General features: G+C 60.0%; 14 protein-coding genes. 6 read left to right on the top strand and 8 right to left on the bottom strand.

Annotated features, from left to right (window positions below; all coding sequences use genetic code 11):
- The first annotated feature begins 114 nt into the window (after positions 1 to 114).
- Positions 115 to 1,653, top strand: a complete 1,539-nt coding sequence (locus AC0IM9_RS19725) for a DUF1175 family protein (protein ID WP_482805166.1) — start codon at positions 115 to 117, stop codon at positions 1,651 to 1,653.
- Positions 1,623 to 3,314, top strand: coding sequence for a hypothetical protein (locus AC0IM9_RS19720; RefSeq protein WP_482805165.1), 1,692 nt, complete (start codon positions 1,623 to 1,625; stop codon positions 3,312 to 3,314). Before AC0IM9_RS19725 ends, AC0IM9_RS19720 begins: the two co-directional genes overlap by 31 nt.
- On the opposite strand, the gene AC0IM9_RS19715 is transcribed toward AC0IM9_RS19720, so the two are convergent.
- The 4 genes from AC0IM9_RS19715 to AC0IM9_RS19700 all read right to left on the bottom strand — a co-directional run bounded on the left by AC0IM9_RS19715 (position 3,311) and on the right by AC0IM9_RS19700 (position 7,566).
- Positions 3,311 to 3,889, bottom strand: a complete 579-nt coding sequence (locus AC0IM9_RS19715; protein WP_482805164.1) for a GNAT family N-acetyltransferase — start codon at positions 3,887 to 3,889, stop codon at positions 3,311 to 3,313. The genes AC0IM9_RS19720 and AC0IM9_RS19715 overlap by 4 nt on opposite strands.
- Before the next feature lie 25 nt (positions 3,890 to 3,914).
- Positions 3,915 to 4,385 (bottom strand): hypothetical protein, encoded by a 471-nt coding sequence (locus AC0IM9_RS19710; RefSeq protein ID WP_482805163.1) that lies wholly within the window; start codon positions 4,383 to 4,385, stop codon positions 3,915 to 3,917.
- A 149-nt stretch (positions 4,386 to 4,534) separates the two neighbouring features.
- Positions 4,535 to 6,406 carry a putative bifunctional diguanylate cyclase/phosphodiesterase gene (locus tag AC0IM9_RS19705; RefSeq protein ID WP_482805162.1) on the bottom strand — a complete coding sequence of 624 codons (1,872 nt, stop codon included), beginning with the start codon at positions 6,404 to 6,406 and terminating at the stop codon, positions 4,535 to 4,537.
- Positions 6,403 to 7,566, bottom strand: coding sequence for an FIST signal transduction protein (locus tag AC0IM9_RS19700; RefSeq protein ID WP_482805161.1), 1,164 nt, complete (start codon positions 7,564 to 7,566; stop codon positions 6,403 to 6,405). Before AC0IM9_RS19700 ends, AC0IM9_RS19705 begins: the two co-directional genes overlap by 4 nt.
- Before the next feature lie 432 nt (positions 7,567 to 7,998).
- Here AC0IM9_RS19700 and AC0IM9_RS19695 point away from each other — a divergent pair, with 432 nt between their 5' ends.
- The 4 genes from AC0IM9_RS19695 to AC0IM9_RS19680 all read left to right on the top strand — a co-directional run bounded on the left by AC0IM9_RS19695 (position 7,999) and on the right by AC0IM9_RS19680 (position 13,440).
- Positions 7,999 to 8,847 carry an aldo/keto reductase family protein gene (locus AC0IM9_RS19695; protein WP_482805160.1) on the top strand — a complete coding sequence of 283 codons (849 nt, stop codon included), beginning with the start codon at positions 7,999 to 8,001 and terminating at the stop codon, positions 8,845 to 8,847.
- A 93-nt stretch (positions 8,848 to 8,940) separates the two neighbouring features.
- Positions 8,941 to 10,977: a TonB-dependent receptor plug domain-containing protein gene (locus tag AC0IM9_RS19690; RefSeq protein WP_482805159.1), complete on the top strand. Its 2,037-nt coding sequence runs from the start codon at positions 8,941 to 8,943 to the stop codon at positions 10,975 to 10,977.
- A gap of 13 nt (positions 10,978 to 10,990) precedes the next feature.
- Positions 10,991 to 11,506, top strand: coding sequence for a YfiR family protein (locus AC0IM9_RS19685; RefSeq protein WP_482805158.1), 516 nt, complete (start codon positions 10,991 to 10,993; stop codon positions 11,504 to 11,506).
- A complete protein-coding gene (locus tag AC0IM9_RS19680; RefSeq protein WP_278209966.1) occupies positions 11,503 to 13,440 on the top strand; it encodes an ATP-binding protein in 1,938 nt (645 codons plus the stop codon). The genes AC0IM9_RS19685 and AC0IM9_RS19680 overlap by 4 nt, the downstream gene beginning before the upstream one ends.
- A gap of 8 nt (positions 13,441 to 13,448) precedes the next feature.
- Here the strand turns inward: AC0IM9_RS19680 and AC0IM9_RS19675 are convergent, their stop codons facing one another.
- From AC0IM9_RS19675 to AC0IM9_RS19660, 4 genes are read right to left on the bottom strand one after another with little or no spacing between them, the layout of a single operon-like run.
- Complete coding sequence (locus tag AC0IM9_RS19675) at positions 13,449 to 13,925, bottom strand: CreA family protein (protein ID WP_140913204.1); 477 nt, start codon at positions 13,923 to 13,925, stop codon at positions 13,449 to 13,451.
- Between the two features lie 39 nt (positions 13,926 to 13,964).
- Positions 13,965 to 14,441, bottom strand: coding sequence for an MEKHLA domain-containing protein (locus tag AC0IM9_RS19670; RefSeq protein ID WP_482805157.1), 477 nt, complete (start codon positions 14,439 to 14,441; stop codon positions 13,965 to 13,967).
- Between the two features lie 14 nt (positions 14,442 to 14,455).
- The gene (locus AC0IM9_RS19665; protein WP_482805156.1) at positions 14,456 to 15,154 is read right to left on the bottom strand and encodes an RES family NAD+ phosphorylase; all 699 of its coding nucleotides are present in this window, start codon (positions 15,152 to 15,154) and stop codon (positions 14,456 to 14,458) included.
- Entirely contained in the window at positions 15,151 to 15,555 is a 405-nt protein-coding gene (locus tag AC0IM9_RS19660; protein ID WP_482805155.1) for an MbcA/ParS/Xre antitoxin family protein, read from the bottom strand. The genes AC0IM9_RS19665 and AC0IM9_RS19660 overlap by 4 nt, the downstream gene beginning before the upstream one ends.
- Positions 15,556 to 15,832 lie beyond the last annotated feature (277 nt).

The raw sequence follows: 15,832 nt of genomic DNA, 5'->3' as shown, positions 1-15,832 counted from the left end.
TCCCCGCAAGCACCCCCGCCGACATCGGCGAACCAGACCCAGATTTGCCGTTAGCGGGTTTGGTTGCTAAAGTTCCTGCACCGAATTGGAGTCCGATAGCCGGTGGAGGCCTGGATGCGGAGATTTACCTTGTTCAACCGATGCCGGCTACCCGGCTTGACGCTGGCCGGCCTGGCTTTCGCGCTGCAATGCCTGGCCGCTCCCAGCGACGACCCCGATATCCTGGCCCGCCGCGGCCAGCAACGGCCGCTTGCCGCAGGCCAAACCGAAGCGCCGGCCATTACGCTGAGCAAACCGGCCGGGGGCTGGACCAGCGGCTTGCAAATTACCGTGGCCGGCACCTGCTCCGACCCCAACGCAGACCCCATCGTCGTCAACATCAACGGCGTGCGTTACTACGTGCGCAACCTCAACGGCAGCTTCAGCCGGGCCTTCCCGGCCGCAAAAGGTAAAAACAGCGTCATCGCCGAATGCGCTAATGCCGCCGGCGTCGCCAAGGCCTCGACCACCATAGACGCGGTGATTTCGCCGATCGCATTGAAAGTGATCCTGACCAGCGACAGCGACGGCGTCTATACCGATCTGCATATCTACGAACCGGATAGAAGCCACGTCTATTGGGCCGATACCAACTCCAACAGCGGCGGCATTTTCTTTTTAAACTCCAACGGCGACAACTTCGACCAGGCCGGCTACGGCCCTTATTTGTACGTGCATCCGGCGCCGCCGGTCGGCGTGTTCCGCATCGATACCAATTATTGGCCGGGCGGTGCGGTCCAGCACACGCTGGCGAATCTGGACATCATTCTCGACGAAGGCCTGCCCACCGAGAGCCGGCGCCGGGTGCAAAAACCGCTGGCCCGGCCCGGCGAAACCCAAACCCTGGCTTACGTCTCGATCCAGGGCAACCGCCAGCCGGCGAAAATTTATGTCCCCGGCCAGGACGCCGAGCGCGACATGCCGGCCGAGGTGCGCGAATACATTCAACACGAACCAAAGCGCGAAGGCGAAGCCGAGGACAGCGCCGAAGAACTGGGCTATCTGCCCCCACAAGACGCCGAGGCCTTGCGCGAGAGCGTCACCAACGTCGCCCTGCTACAGGCCCGCAAGCTCAGCCCGCTGTGGGAACCCAAACAACGCGACTGCGCCGGCCTGGTCCGCTTCGCCTACCGTACCGCTTTGGAGCCGCGCGATGCGGCGCGCAGCGCCAAACTCGGCATCCCCAACAAATTGAAACTGCCAACCATCTCCGCACAGGCCCGCAAACTACTGCCCGGCTATCCGCAAATCTGGCAGACCGGTTTGAATAACGGCGCCGCGCGTTACGGTCATTTTGCCGACGCCGAAACCCTGATCGGCTATAACTTCCGGCTGAAATCTCGCGATCTGGCCACGGCGCAAAGCGGCGATTTGCTGGTCTACCAAAAGCCTTTGATTAACGACGAACCCTACCACCTGATGCTGTTCGCCGCCGGCCGCGCCGAGAATCTGGCCGTCTACCATAACGGCGCCCAGGGCAGCGAAGGTCAGGTACGGGTGGTGCGCGTCGCCGAATTGCTGCAATCGCCGGACCCGGTCTGGATTCCCCGCCCGGAAAACCCCTATTTCCTCGGAGTGTACGAATGGAACCGCTTACCCCCGCAAAGCGCCTGACCGCCATCGCCGCCGGTATAGCATTGGCGGCCGGCGCGAGCGTTGCGCTTTACCAGCACTTGACCGAGCAAGCTCTGGCCAAGTTGGTCCGCGCCGACCTGCCGCTGCTGGACTTGACCGTGAAATTGCGCGACGCGGCGCGGAACGATCTGGATGCCAGTGCTTCGCTAGTCGGCAGCAATGACGAGGTGCCGGCCGGCGACGAACGTTGCCCGGCGCTGACCGGCGGCGACATAAGTTCAGCCACCGCAGTGGACGTGTCGATCAAGCGCCCGGCCGATTGCCCCCGGCGCGCCGCCTGGTACGTGCGCAAACATCCGGTGGCGTTTACGCTGTATTTCAACCGCGGCGATGCCTTTCTGAACTGGTGGGACAATCAGCCCGAACTGCGGCAGATGGTGGAAAACCGTTTCGTCAAAGGCCTGTTCTTCGGCCTGCTGCAAAGCCTGCACGTCAAAGCCGAACAACTCAACTTACAAGGCATGCAAGGCGACTTTTTGCTGCAAGTGCTGCGGGACGCGGTCAATGCCAACGCCGAATTGCATTACGACATGGCTCACGGCAGCCAGGGCTGGGTCATCAGTTATCGGCGCAGCGCCAGCGGCTTGGCTGACCAAGCCCTGCCGGCGCTGGCCGGCGTCCTGGCCAGCAGCGGCTACCGGGTCGCCAAGTTGCCGGAACCGATTCTGGAAGCCCGCATCGGCCTGCAAAAACTGTTCTTTACCGAATTTCGCGGCCGGATTTATCTGGCGCAAAGCCTGGAAGCGTTACTGAATGTGTTGGACAGCACCGTGCCGGAACCGGCCGACAGTGATGCGCCGCTGAGCCTGACCGTGCGCAGCGAGGCCTTCGTCGCCAATCTGTTGCCGGTGTTCGCCGGGGCGGAAACCTATCCGTTGCGCTGGGATTTTGCGCTCGCTGCCGGCGCACCGGGCGCGTTGCACTTGCCGGCCGCGACTTGGCAGGGTCAATTGCACAGCCGGCTGTTCGAAGGGGTGGTTGCCAGCATTCCGCACGACGCCTTCGCCGGCTTCGCCGCCAGCCTGGCGCTGCCGCCGGACCTGACTGCGGAGGATTGGCGCAAACTGGCCGCTGCCGGCCCGTCGGCCAATCCGCCCGGCCCGGAAGCGGCTGGCATCGGCCTGGTGTGGGACTTCAGCCCGGACGACCCGAGCGGTGCGGTCGGCGTCGTCGTCGCCAACCCCAGCCAACCGCAGGCCAGCGCCGCTTATGCCCAGTATCTGAAAAATCCCGACCTTGGCGCCGAATGCGGCGGCGGCAGCCTGTTTCTGGCCGCCAGCTCGCCGAACTTGTTGACGCGGATGAAAGACGCCTGCAACAAACAGTCGCTAAGCCCGCTGGACTGGCAGCGCGGCGCCGAAAAAACGCGGTTGCAGGACGCGCAGTTGATCGCCTTCATCAATCCCGGCGCGGCTACCCGCGAATTATTCCTGGCCGGCGGCGCCGGTGCCAACCAGGACGCCAACGAATTCGCCCCGCGCTGGCAGCAGGACTACGAAGCCGCCAAAGCCGCGATGCGTCAGGACGGCGACAAGTTATTCGCCAGCCTGCCGATTTTGAGTTACGCCGGGCGGATTACCGAGCCTAGCGCCGGGGCGACCTTGACCGGCAAGCTGATCGCGCAAACCGCAAGCCCTTAGTCCTCCGCAACATCAGTATCGGCAACCCGGCTTGGCGGCGGCGACTCTGTGCTGAACCGGGCCGGTTTTTCCAGCCGCTCCAGGCATAAATCGCCGACTTTAGGCGTCCATAACGCCGGGTTGAGCGGAAACGGTTGGATTTGGCCGGTGCGGCGGTAGCCGCGGCGTTGGTAAAACTCGATCAGCTCCTGGCGCACCGGAATCACGGCCATCGAAAAGCGCTGCACCGGCCAGACCTGCTCCGCCCACTGTTCGGCTTGACGCAATAGCTGTTTGCCGATGCCCTGGCCCTGGTGGCAAGGACTGACCGCGAGCATGCCGATCTGCACTTGGCCGGCGCCATATTGCAAATGCACCGAACCCAGCAATTGGCCGTGTTGCCTGCAGACCAGAATCAACGAGTCGGCGGCAGCCAACAACTTGACGATGCCGGCGGCGTCGATGCGGCGGCCTTCCAACAAATCGGCCTCGGTGGTCCAACCCAGGCGACTGGTTTCGCCGCGATAGGCGGAGTTGATCAACTCCGCCAAGGCCTCGGCGTCGCTCGCATCCGCCCTACTAAATCCCAATACCATCGCCTGCTCCCGACCCACCCTTCGATCAAGCCAGCCAGGCTTTGACTTTGGCTTTGACATCCGCTTTCAATTGTTTGGCAAAGCGGTAAATTGCGGTATCGGCGATTTTGGCATGCGCCCAGCGCAGCCAAGCGCTGATGGTGTGGTAGATAAAAGCGATTGGCCGAAACGTCAGCAGTTGCGGTTTGGTCAGGTTGAACACCCGTGCCACCAGTAAGGTGCCGAGCAGTTTGGCGAACACTTCCAGCAAGATCCCTTGCAGCAGCAAGCCGTGCACCAGCAGCGACAACGCGGCGAGATTGATCGGCGTCACGATCATTAATGGTACCGTAATCGCCAGCAAGGCCATCGGCGGCGAGGTTCGGCTCAGCCAAACTTCAACCCGTTCCAGCCGCAACCACAGCGCCAGATAGTGACCGCAAGCCGACAGGAAGTCCCACAGCCATTCCTCGATAATCAACGCAATGGCAAGCAGAGTCAGCAACAGTTTTTTCATCGTCGTCATCCGGCAGAAAATTCAACGGCACTATACCGAAACCGGCTCGGCGTTGTCGCCGGAAACATAAAGCCGCGTCCGGACGGGTTAAAGCCAAGCCCACCGGCCCAATGGCTTGACCCCGGTTTAGTCGGCGGCGGGGTTTGGCCTCATCCCGCTCCGGCCGGGCTTAACCACGGGCTGCCGCCGGCCAGCAAGGCCTCGAATTCGGCGACCGGCAACGGCCGGCTCAGCAGGAAACCCTGGTAATGGCGGCAGCCGAAACGGCTGAGTAGCGCCAGCTGTTCCGGAGTTTCCAGGCCTTCGGCGATGACTTCCAGGCCCAGGGTTTGCGCCATCGCGATGATGGTTTGGGTGATTGCCGCGGCGCTCGGATCGCTGGCGATATCGCGGACGAAACTTTGGTCGATTTTCAATTGGTCCAGCGGCAAGCGCTTCAAATAGCCCAACGACGAATAACCGGTGCCGAAATCGTCCAGCGAAAAGCGGATACCCTGGTTCTTCAGCAACTGGATTTTATCGATCGCATCCTCGGCTCGGTTCAACAGCACGCTTTCGGTGAGTTCCAGCTTCAAGCGTTGCGAGACCGACGGGTAGTCGGCCAACAGCGCGCCGACCTTGGCGGTGAAGTCGTGTTGTTGAAATTGAATCGCACTGACGTTGACCGCCAACGCCAGCCGGCCGAGCACAGGATCGGCTTGCCAGGCCTGAAGCCGGCAGCAGGCCTCGGCCAACACCCAATCGCCCATTTCGATAATCGACCCGTTTTCTTCCGCCAACGGAATGAATACGGCCGGAGATATCATGCCGCGCCGCGGATGGTGCCAGCGGATCAAGGCTTCGGCGCCGGTCGCCCGATTCCGGTCGTCGGCTTGGACTTGGTAATACAGCTCCAGTTGGTTGCCGCGAATCGCCGCCAGCAAGTCCGCTTCCAGTTCCAAGCGCTGCATCATCGCCGCCTGAATTCCGGGATCGAAGAAGCGAATCGTATTGCGGCCGGCGGTTTTGGCTTGGTACAACGAGGTTTCGGCATTTTTCAGCAGACTTTCCAGACTGTCGCCGTGAGCCCGAAACAGGCTGATGCCGATGCTGAAGGTCGCCAGCAAACCGCGCGAGTCGCATTGGTATGGCGTTAGCAGCGCCTGCTGCGCCTTCTGGGCAATGGCTTCGGCCTGAATCGCCGCTTCCTGCTTCGATACCGACAACGGCCACAGCAACAAAACGAATTCGTCGCCGCCGAAACGGGCCACGGTATCGCCCTCCCGCACACAATACTCCAGCCGGCGCGCGGTTTCGACCAGAATCTTGTCGCAAGTCTCGTAACCGTATATGTCGTTCAATTGCTTGAAATGGTCGAGGTTCAGCGTCAACAACGCACCGTATTGGCCGTTGTGGCTGGCCATCGCCATCGCTTGCTGGATTCGGTCGAGCAGCAGCGCCCGGTTGGGCAGGGCAGTCAAACTGTCGTGCAAGGCCAGAAAATCGGCGCGTTGGTCGGCTTGGTGTTTGTCGGCGATCAATTGCGAGGTATGCCGGTCGTAATGCCGGCACAGCAATATCGCCCTGGCCAAATGCGCCATGATCGGCTCAAACATCCGCGTCAGCGGCAGATGGGTTTCCGGCATGATCGGCGCCAACAGAATCACGACGCCGATGTCGGTGATCGGCAAGCGCAAAAACGCCCGGTAACGGTCCGAACTTACCGGCAATCCGGAAAACAGTGCGGCCCGATCGTCTTCCCGCGCCGCCGGCCCCAGCGCCAGGTCTGCCGGCAACGATATGGTCTCGCCGATGTGTTTAATCAATTGAAAATCGCCGATCGCGGCCAGCAGCGCCGCATCCAGACAATCGCTGCCGGCCGTTGCGCTTGGGGATAAATCCAGGCAAATGAAACCGGCCGGAAACGAGGTGAAATACAACAGGCGTTGCAGGGTGCGAGTCAGCAGCGGCTTCAAACTGATCTCGCCGCCGATCGTCATCGCCATTTCGTACAAAACCGGGATGACCTCGTCGTGCCTCATGCGGGATTGGTCCAGGCGGCGGTAACGACGGTGGCGTTATGGAATAAAGGATAGCCCCACAACGTGGTGTCGCCGATTTCGCCCAGGGCCAGACCGCCGGCGATTGCCGACGCTTGGCTCAAATTCTGAAAAATCGCCAATTCTTCGCCGGCGCTGGCCGCGCCGAGATGTTGGCGCCGACCGGCGCAATAAAACAACAGCAGTTCGCGGCCGGCCGGAGCGCCGCTGAGTTTGGCCAGACCGCCGTGCAAGCTTTGCAAAGTGTCAGGCGAATCGACTTGCGGCGCATCCAATAAGGCCAACATCGAATGCGGCGGTACTTCGCCGATGCAATACAGCGCGTTATCGGCGTCGAGCATGACCGGAATCCGCACCACGGTGGTGTGGTTGGCCCTGAGTATGCCGAACGGAAAATGCACCGCGTATTGGTAAAAGTTATCGCGGGTAATCTCGACGCCGAACTTGGCTCGCACCAGTTCCTGATAAACCTCAAACGCCGGGCGCCAGTCGATATGTATGATCCGGTTGCGGTCGGTGGACGTCGCCGGCAAGGTTTCGGCTTCGCTGCGGTAACCGTGCTCCAACACCGCCCCGTCATGCGGCTTCAGCAACAGCGCCAACACGCCGTTGCCGATAATCCGCTGGTTGTCGAACAGACAGGGCATGGCTTGAAAAGTCTCGCTGCCGGCGTTGACGCCGGCGTAATGCACACGATTGGCCAGGCGCAGATACAGCTCGTCGAGCAGGGAGCCGATATTCGGCAGCAGCGCATCCAGCATTAAAAACAGCGTGGCCGGCACCTCGTCCTCCAGATGGCGGCCGACATGGCCGGCTATGGTCTCGGCGGCCTCGGCCGCACCTATGGAATCCTGCCGGGCGACGTCGAACAGCGCCGCGTAGGGCATCCGGTCGAACCGCAACAAACAAACGCCGCTGCTGCGAAAGCCGGTACCGTAGATCAATTGCGGAAACATCGCGCCGCACAACGGCAGCCCGCCACGGTTGCACAAGGCCTGCAACGCCGGAATCGACGCCTTTTCGGCTTCGGGCAACAAGGCCAGCACGCCCATTTCCGGAAAAAGCGCGCGCCACTCCGCCAACCGACTTTCGATGGCGGCTAACTCTATCGAGGGAAAATAGGCGAAACTTGCCGGCGCCATTGTGCACGCTCCGTAACCGTTACGATCTAAAGCATACTGGGCGTAGGGGAAAATGTAAAAACCGAGTGCAGCACCGCGCTGGCTGGCGCACACTTTTCGCAGCAGGGCCGGGGGGCGGCGTTAGATGGCGGGGAAATGCGGATTCCGATCAGATCGGCAGCCGGTTCCAATTTCAAAAATTGCCAGTGGCGGCGAGCTGCCAAAAGCCGACGGTCGGTTTGCTAACGTAGGCTGGGTTGAATGTTAATGAAACCCAGCGTCGAAGGTGATTATTTGAGATTTACAAATAATTGTTTTAAAGCTTTTGCTGGGTTTCGCGTTGCTTAACCCAGCCTACGCCCCGGAATGGGTCGCGGTTTTGGAGTGGAACATACTGAGAATTGACGGCCCGACGCCGATCGCCGAAGATCAAGCTTTTTTCGGGAGCCGCTCATGCCAGACCACGCTTTTGTAGTTTCCGCCGCCGGCGTGCGCATGCCGGGCATCCTTTACGGAACGGCCTGGAAACAGGAACGCACGGCCGAACTGGTCGAGCAAGCCATCGCTGCCGGGTTTCGCGGCATCGACACCGCCTGCCAGCCCAAGCATTACGACGAAGCCGGCGTCGGCCGGGGCATCGCCGCCGCCTGCGCTAAATCGGGCCTTACCCGCGCCGAGCTTTACCTGCAAACCAAATTCACGCCGTTGAACGGCCACGATCCGCTACGAATTCCCTACGACCCGCGCGCGGGTCTGGCGGAACAGGTGGCGCAATCGTTCGCGGTTTCGCAACGCAATCTGCAGACCGATTATCTGGACGGCTTGGTGTTGCACTCGCCGCTGGCCGACCGCAAGCAGTTGCTGGAGGTCTGGCAAGCCATGGAAACCCTGGCCGGGGCCGGCAAGGTGAAGCAGTTGGGCATCAGCAATTGCTACGATTTTGCGCTGTTCGAATATTTGTACCAAACCGCCGAAATCAAGCCGGCCGTGGTGCAAAACCGGTTCTACGCCGACACCGGCTACGACAAGCAAATTCGCGCTTTCTGCCGGCAGCGGCAGATCGTCTACCAAAGTTTTTGGACCTTGACTGCCAACCCGCGGGTGCTGGCGCATCCGGCAGTAACCGCAGCGGCCAGCGCACGCGGCCGGACGCCGGCGCAAATATTTTTCCGTTATCTGCACCAACACGGTGTCGTTCCGCTGACCGGGACCTGCTCCGCAGCGCATATGGCCGAGGATTTGGCGATTTTCGAATTTGCGCTGGACGCCGACGAATGCGCGGCGATTTCGGCGCTGTTTTGACCGGATAATCCGACGCCGTTCGTACCATAGTCGCGTTGCCTGTGGCCGCGACTCACTTATAATGCGGGACAACTTTTGCCTTCATCCTATTCCATGGCCTCAACTCGCCTGATTCGCCAATTCGCCGGCCTGTGCCTGACGCTGCTATCGGCGCAACTGGCGATGGCCGACGACGACGCGGACGCACTGGACAGCACCAGCGAATTGCTGTCCTTGAGTTGGGACGAACTGACCGAACTGAAAGTATCCGGTCTGGCCCGCCAAGCGCAAACCGTCAAAGACACGCCAGCCGCGGCGTTTGTGATCAGCGCCGAAGATATTCGCCGTTCCGGCGCCACCAGCCTGCCGGAACTGTTGAGGATGGCGCCGGGTATGGCCGTGGCCCGCGTCAACAGCTGGAATTGGGGCGTTAGCGCCCGCGGCTTCAACGATCTCTACGCCAACAAACTGCAGGTCATGATAGACGGCCGCAGCATTTACGATCCGCTGATCAGCGGCGTTTACTGGGGTCAGCATATTCCGCTGCTGCAAAACATCGAGCGGATCGAAGTGCTGCGCGGTCCCAGCGGCAGCCTGTGGGGCGCGAATGCGGTGAACGGCGCGATCAATATCGTCACCCGCTCGGCGGCCGACACCGAGGGCGGCTTGTTGACGGCCGGCGGCGGCACCGAGGAGCGCGGCTTCGGCGGCGTCCGTTACGGGCAAAAGCTGTCCGATTCGACTTATCTGCGCGGCACTGTCAATGCGCTAGTGCGCGACGCCAGCGTGGATATGGCCGGCCTGCACAATACCCACGATACCGGCAACGCCGAAACCGCCAATTTCCGCCTGGACAGCCAATTGACCGAGCGCGATCAACTGATGCTGGAAGCCACCGCCACCCGCTACCGGCTGCACGGTTTTTTGACCGGGGTGTCGTCGGCCACGCCGCCTTACTGGCGCCAGGACGACTTCGGCAAGGACGGAGTATCCGGCAGCCTGCAAGGCAACTGGACCCACCAGTTCGACGGCGAGCGGGAACTGCGGGTCAACATGGCTTTTACCCAGACCGACTGGCAAATGGCCACCAACCGGATGAGCCGCTCGCATTACAACCTGGACATTCAGCACAGCCAGCCATTGTTCGGCAACCACCATTTGCTGTGGGGTTTGAATTACCAGATCATCGACGACCGTTTCGACAACACGCTGACGCTGGGTTTCGAGCCGGACCAGTTTACCCAGCACAATATCGGCCTGTTTGCCCAGGACAACATCGACCTGCTCGACAACCTGCAATTGACGCTGGGTAACCGGGTCGAACACTTCACTTACACCGGTTGGGAAACCGAACCCAACGCCCGGCTGATCTGGACCCCGCACAAAAACCATCGGCTGTGGGCCGGAGTGTCCCGGGCCGTGGCATTACCCAACCGCGCCCAGCAAAGTATCCGGCTATTTCTGCCGGTCCCCGGCCAACAGTCGTTATTTTTTCTGGCCGACGCCAATCAGGACATGCGCACCGAAAACGTGGTGGCTTATGAGCTGGGCTGGCGCTGGCAGGTCAACAGCCGGCTGGATCTGGACAGCACCGTGTTTTACAACATCTACGACCGGATTCAAGGCGTCAAGGCCAGCGGTTTTACCGCCAATGCTCAAGCGCCGGGTTTTCCGCTGCCGATTCTCGACCTCAGCGTCGGCAACTACCGGCAAATGAAAAGTTACGGCCTGGAACTGGCCGCCAACTACCGGGTCAGCCACGATTGGCGCCTGCAGGCCTCCTATACCGGCATCCGCTTCGACAACGACGCCGACAGCCGGCAGCCCTGGTTTCTGGACCCCTTGGCCGAGGAAAAAGTCAATCCGCAGCATAGTTTGTCGCTACGCTCGATGCTGGACCTGACCGACGATATCGAACTGGACGCCTGGGCGCGTTACGTGGACCGCATCAGCGTCAACCAAGTCCGCATTCCGGACTACATTTCGCTGGATCTGCGGCTCGGTTGGCGGCCGGCCAAGAATCTGGAACTGTCGCTGGTCGGGCAAAATCTGCTCGACGGGCAGCGTCCGGAATTCAACGACGTGGTGTACATTCCGGTCTCCAGCCAGATTCAACGCGGTTATTTTGCCCAACTGTCCTGGCGGTTCTAGGTTGAGTAAGACGATGCGCCTTTGTCTATATATGCTACTCAACCTCTGCGTTTGGCTGCCGGTTACGGGCGGCCAGGCGGCGGAATTAGGTCCTGCCGAACGCGAATACCAACTAAAAACCGCCTATTTGTTTCATTTCGCCGAATTGACCCGCTGGCCGGACGCCCGGCCCATCGTCATCTGTTTGCGCGGCTCCAGCCCGTTACGGAAATTTCTGCCGATTTTGGAAGGGCAAACCATCGACGGCGCGCCGGTACATGTCGATCTCGAACCCGGTCCCGATATCGATAGCTGCAGCATTTTGTTCCTGGCCGAAAAAGACTTGCTGACCGCGGAAGTCGCCGGGCAAGCCCGGGCCAGGCACGTGTTGCTGGTCGGCGACAGCGAGGGATTCGCCGCGGCCGGCGGCATGGTGCAATTCAGCTTGCGCGACAACAAACTGAAACTGGTGGTAAATTTAGCGCCGGTAAATTCCGCCCACTTAAAATTGAGCTCCAAATTGCTTCGGATGGCCGAACTAATCGAATGACAGCCTCGACTCAACCGCGAATCTCCATCAGCCGCAAGCTCGGCAACATTCTGCGCCTGATGGTGATGCTGAGTCTGATGGTAGCAACCGTGTCGCTGACCATTCGCGAGTACGGGGCGTTACAGCAGGCCATCGGCTACAAGTTACGGCTCACTGCCAACATGATCGGCCAAAACAGCAGTTTCGCGCTGCTGTTCGACGACGCCCAGACCGCGCAAGAAATTCTGGACGCACTGGCACACGACCCCGACATCATTTCCGGCCAAATTCAGAACACCGCCGGCAAAATCCTGGTCAGTTACCGCAAGCCGGCTTCGGCCTGGCACGACTGGTGGCCGCAGCAAATCGCCAAAACCCGCTCCATCACCCAGCCCATTCTGCACAAGAACCAGCAGGTGGTCGGTTATATCGCGCTGGAAGCCAGTCTGAAACAGAGCTACCACACGCTGCTATTCAACGCCGTGTTAAACGCCAGCATTATCCTGATCGCATTGAGCGTGGTCGGCTTGTACGTGCGACGCCTGCAACGTTCGTTTCTGCGGCCGATCCTACAGCTGGCGGAAACGGCCCGGCAGATCGAACAGGACCAGGACTACAGCCGGCGCTCGGCCTATGCCGGCAACGACGAAATCAGCGATCTGGCCGAGGCCTTCAACAACATGCTGGCCCAGACCGAAGCCCACGAAGCCGATCTGGAAATCCAGGTCCAAACCCGTACCCGGGAACTGGAAGCCGCCAAGCTGGACGCCGAATCGGCCAATCAGGCCAAAAGCCAGTTCCTGGCGAATATGAGCCACGAAATCCGCACGCCGATGAACGCGATCGTCGGCCTGGTCGAGTTGTGTCTGAACAGCGCACTGAGCGTTAAACAGCGCGAGTACTTGCTGCGGGTCGAATCTTCGGCCCATTCGCTGATGACTCTGATCGACGACATTTTGGACTTTTCCAAAATGGAAGCCGGCAAGATGCAGATGGAGACGATTCCGTTTTTATTGGAAGAGACGCTGGAGCACGTGTTCTCGACCATGTTGCAGCTCAGCGCCAAGAAAGGCATCCGCCTGATCCGGCCCGAACAAACCGACGCCTACCATGCCGTGATCGGCGACCCGCAGCGTTTGCGGCAAATTTTCATCAATCTGGTCGGGAACGCAATCAAGTTTACCGAACGCGGCGAAGTCCGGGTTGCCGTCACCGAACTAGAGCGCGATGCGGCAACGGTACGCCTGCAATTTGCCATCAGCGATACCGGTATCGGCATTAGCGCCGAGCAACAAAACAAGCTGTTCCAGGCCTTCAGTCAGGGCGACAGCAGCGTCACCCGCAATTACGGCGGCACCGGTTTGGGCCTGATTATTTCCAAGCAATTGATCGAACAGATGCAAGGCAGCATCCGGGTCGACAGCCAGCCCACGATCGGTTCGACATTTACCTTCGATGTGCTGCTCGGCGTCACCGATCTGGCCACGATCCGCAATTTCCAGATGCGCCGCCACCGCAACGGTTTCGATCCGGACTTGTTGCGGCCACTATACGGTAGCCGGGTATTGCTGGCGGAAGATAACGAAATCAACCGCATCGTCGCGGTCGAATTATTGGAACAGGCGCAAATTCAGGTCGATGTTGCCGAGAACGGCGAAATTGCGTTGCAAAAACTGCAAGACAACCGCTACGACTGCGTACTGATGGATGTGCAGATGCCGGTCATGGACGGTTACCAGGCCACCCGGCTGCTCAGGCAAATAGCGGGCTGCGGCGATATTCCGGTCATTGCGATGACCGCCAACGTCATGCCCGGCGACCAGCAACTGTGCGCCGCAGCCGGCATGAACGATTTCATCGGCAAACCGATTCTGCCGGCCACCCTTTACCAAGCATTGCTGAAATGGATCAAACCGGGCGCCGACCCAACCGTCGAGGTCCCGCCGCCGGGTTGAACCTCGGCTTACTTACCCCACGGCATGACCGGTACCGTCGATACGCTGTTGGCCGGCGCGCCTTCGATCACCTTGCGGCTGATCGCCAGATAGACCAGCGTGTTATGTTTGGCGTCCCACAAGCGGGTAATGTTGGTGGATTTGAACAATAACGAGGTGCTTTCCGAAAAGACGGTTTCTTCGTCGGGCAATTTGGCCGGCAACGCAATCGGGCCGATCTGGCGGCAAGCCAGCGAAAACTGCGACGGGTCTTCCGCCAGCCCCAAGCCGCCGGAGATGCCGCCGGTTCTGGCCTGGCTGATATGGCAAATCACGTTCGGAATCTTCGGATCTTCGAATACGTCGACGCAGACTTTATGGTTGGCGCCGATCAGTTTCCAGGCGGTGGTCACACAACCCACTTCGTCGGCCAGTGCCGGCGCGGCGGCGGCGATGGTCAAACCGCACGCGATGCGGCCGCCATGTTTGAGCAAGGTTTTCAACATAATAGTCTCCGCAGGGTTTTCGAAATTCAGGCAGGCGCGTCAGGGTAACAAGCGCCAATCGCTAAAACAAGCGGCCTGACCGTAATAGCGCCGCCACTGGTCGTAAACGTTCCAAACCACCGCGTGCTCGATCAAAAAACGCTTGCCGGACTTGGCGATGCGCACGCCGGAATAATCATCGATATAGCCGCGGCTGGACACTTGCGCCAACAAGCGCTCACGTTCCTCACGGTTGACCGGTTCCGCCGAAAACCGCGACGGCAGGCCGACCAACTCCTGCCACTCGAATTCGAACAGGGCCAAAGCTTGGCGGTTGGCATAGTTGAATAGCGGATCGGCATCGGCTGTATGCGACAGCAGCGCGAATCCGGCGTGAAAGGCGGCCTCGCCCAAGGACTGGCCTGGCAGCGGCTGCAGCAGCGGCGTGCCGAGCAATTCCCGGTAGCTGTCCAATACCAGGCCGATATGCCGGCTGTGAAAATCGTTGGCGGGGCTGGGAACGGTCAAGTCAAGCATACGGGTTGATTGGGTCAAACGCCGGAACGGTAAAGTTCTTTTTTGTACACGGCTCTAATCCGGTTGCCGTCCCAGACGTAACAATAATGCGCCCCCTGTTTCACCGGAGACAACAAGCGCGGTTTGAACACGGCGACGCATTCGCCGCCGGCGTTGCGTACGCTGGAATAGGCAATCCCATTCGAACCGTCAGCGCGCAGTTGCTTGGCTAAGCTCTGCGCCGCCGCGTAATGCCCGGTATCGCTAGCGTAAATATCCGGCAGTTCGCTTTGTTTAGCGCGGATGTCGTGCAGTTCGGCGTCCAGGTCCGAGGCGTAGGAACGCATGTCGATCTCGATTGGCGCTTGCCGGGTCGCCGCCAAAAAGCGGGCGCGATGGAAAGCGGTCTCGGCGATTGCGGTATCGACATCCTTGGCCGCGTAATAGACGCCGAAACTGCCGTCGGAGAAGCGGCTGCCTTCCGGATTCAAATGAGTGAACGCAGCCATGATCGGCGTGGTACCGGGGCCGGAGATTCTATCTGCCGCCGCCACCAACCGAATTTCGCCGGCCTCGTCGCGCAGACGGTCGTTGGTCAAAGCCTCGATTGCGAACACCACTTCCAGATCGGCCGGATCGGCCACCCGGTCGAACAATCCGGTCGGCGGAAACCGGCTTGGTACCAAGCGCCAACACGGCCGCCAGTCGATCCGCGCCGTTGCGATCGATTTCATGCCCAACCGCACTGGGCGTCCAGATATTGGCGTACCACGTATAAATCGGCGACCCGGCCCGACAACATGCGCTGCAACGCGCTTTGCCCGGAAAACGGCGCGGCCTGATTGGCTTGCTGCAACCAGGCGTCGGCGGCTTCGGCTTGCGGCAGCAGAATTTGCAGGGCTTTATAGATACCGAAAATGTAAGACAACCGCTCCAGCTTGTCCGGATTCAGGCTGGCGCTTTCCGGGCTTTTTTTCCATTTGAAATAGGTGCTGCGCGAATCCAGCCCCAGCAACTTCATGGCTTGCTCGACATTCAGCCGCCAGACGTCGGCAATATTGAAAAAGGTGCGTAATGCGGCGCCCGCCACGACGGCACTGTCGGCCGGTAATGTTGCTTGTGCGGTCGATAACATAAGCCCTCCATACAACTCATTTGAACTTTATGTAAAAATAAGTCTATTTATGGACTTTGTCAATCAAATCGCTGGCCGCTATTTGGTGTAGGTATATTCGGCCACCACGTCTCCTTGAAAAACCAAGATCAACAATTGGTCATCGGACTTTGAAATGGTTTAATGAACCCGGACACTTCAAAAGGCAGACTTTATACTGTCAGCAGAGGTGACCATGACAAACGAGCAAAAACACAAACGGCCCAAATACAGTCTGGAATTTAAGCAAGATGCCGCC

The organism is Methylomonas sp. Uni0011 (assembly GCF_056850255.1).
Note: the sequence above shows the minus strand (reverse complement) of the source record. Positions and strands in the feature narration are given on the sequence as shown.